This is a genomic window from Sporichthyaceae bacterium (assembly GCA_036269075.1).
GTDB lineage: Bacteria > Actinomycetota > Actinomycetes > Sporichthyales > Sporichthyaceae > DASQPJ01.
In genome coordinates this window covers 1-1553 of sequence record DATASX010000077.1, presented here as the reverse complement: position 1 = coordinate 1553, position 1553 = coordinate 1, and the positions used below count along the sequence as shown (strand labels likewise).

Annotated in this window: 2 protein-coding genes; both read left to right on the top strand. The window is 70.6% G+C overall.

The window, feature by feature from the left end; all coding sequences use genetic code 11:
• Positions 1-241: 241 nt before the first annotated feature.
• Positions 242-1045: a trypsin-like peptidase domain-containing protein gene (locus VHU88_13175; protein ID HEX3612631.1), complete on the top strand. Its 804-nt coding sequence runs from the start codon at positions 242-244 to the stop codon at positions 1043-1045.
• Positions 1046-1070: 25 nt separating this feature from the next.
• The coding region (locus VHU88_13170; GenBank protein ID HEX3612630.1) for an AAA family ATPase at positions 1071-1553 on the top strand (483 nt) is incomplete at its 3' end.

Sequence of the window (1553 nt, the reverse complement as noted above, 5' to 3'; positions counted from 1 at the left end):
CCCACCGACTTGGCCGACGGGTTCCGGCCGTGGGCCAAGCGCGGGTGCCGGGGCCGCGGGCTGGGACTTCGTGCGCTACGCCGACTGCGGAGGGGGTGCTGACCTCAGGTGGAGGCAGCTTCGAGGTCGGCTGACCGCCGGTAGGCCCGTCGCGGCGTCAACGGTGCTTGCGAGCTTCCCCTCGGCTAAGTTTCAGGATCGGCTCTTATCCTGTAGGCAAAACTGTTCTCTGCGTGGGGCAATGGATCGCGATCCTGCTGGTGTCACGGACGCCGAGCCACACCCGGCTGCGGCCCGCGGCCTGCGCCGCCCTCGTGCGGCCGTTCTCGCGGTCACGGTCGTCGTGGCGGTGCTGGTTGCGGTGATCGTGGTGCTCGCGACCCGCCGCGGGGCGGCCAGCGATCCACGTCCTGCCGCGACGCCCAGACCGAGCGCGACCGCGAGCCCGTCGGTGTCAGCCGTCTACCGGCGGGTCAGGCCGTCCGTGGTCGTCATCCGCACCAACCACGACCTCGGCTCCGGCGTGATCGTGTCGGACAACGGCATGATCGTGACCGCGAACCATGTCATCGCCGGCGCCACCCGGATCGCGGTGACGTACTACAACGGCGCCACGACGTCGGCGAAGGTCGTCTCCGCCGACCCCAAGCGGGACGTCGCGGTGCTCAGCCCGGCGGCGCTGCCGCAGACCGTCGTGCCGGCGTCCCTCGGCGGCGGTGCCGATGTGGGGGCGCCGGTGGTCGCGGTCGGCAACCCGCTCGGCCTGGCCGACAGCGTGTCCGCCGGTGTGGTCTCCGGCCTCAACCGGACCGCGGAGACGGCCGAGGGCACGTACTCCGGGCTGATCCAGTTTGACGCGTCCGTCAACCCAGGAAGCTCCGGCGGCGCGCTGCTCGACGCGAAGGGCCATCTCATCGGCATCGTCGTCTCGATCGCCAACCCGGCACACGAGGACGCCTTCGCCGGCATCGGGTTTGCGGTGCCCATCGGCACCGCGCTCGGCGGCGGGAACGGCACCGGGCCGGGACACGGACCTCAGATATGACCGCCGAACCATCCGGAGGGGGCAGATGAGCCCGGACAGTTCCACGAACCCGCTCGAGAGCGTGCTGTTCGAGGTAAAGCGCACCATCGTCGGCCAGGACGTGCTGCTGGAGCGGATGGCGATCGCCCTGCTGTCCGGCGGGCACCTGCTCGTGGAGGGGGTGCCTGGCCTGGCCAAGACGCTCGCCGTGAAGTCACTGGCGGCTGCGGTCAGGGGGCAGTTCCAGCGCATCCAGTTCACCCCCGACCTGGTGCCCGCCGACCTGACCGGGACGCGGGTCTACCACCAGCACACCGGCAAGTTCGAGACCCAGCTCGGCCCGGTCTTCGCGAACCTGCTGCTGGCCGACGAGATTAACCGGGCTCCGGCCAAGGTGCAGAGCGCTCTGCTCGAGGTCATGCAGGAGCACCAGGTCACGATCGGCCGCGAGACCTTCCCGGTGCCCGAGCCGTTCCTGGTCATGGCGACGCAGAACCCGATCGAGTCGGAGGGCACCTACCCGCTGCCT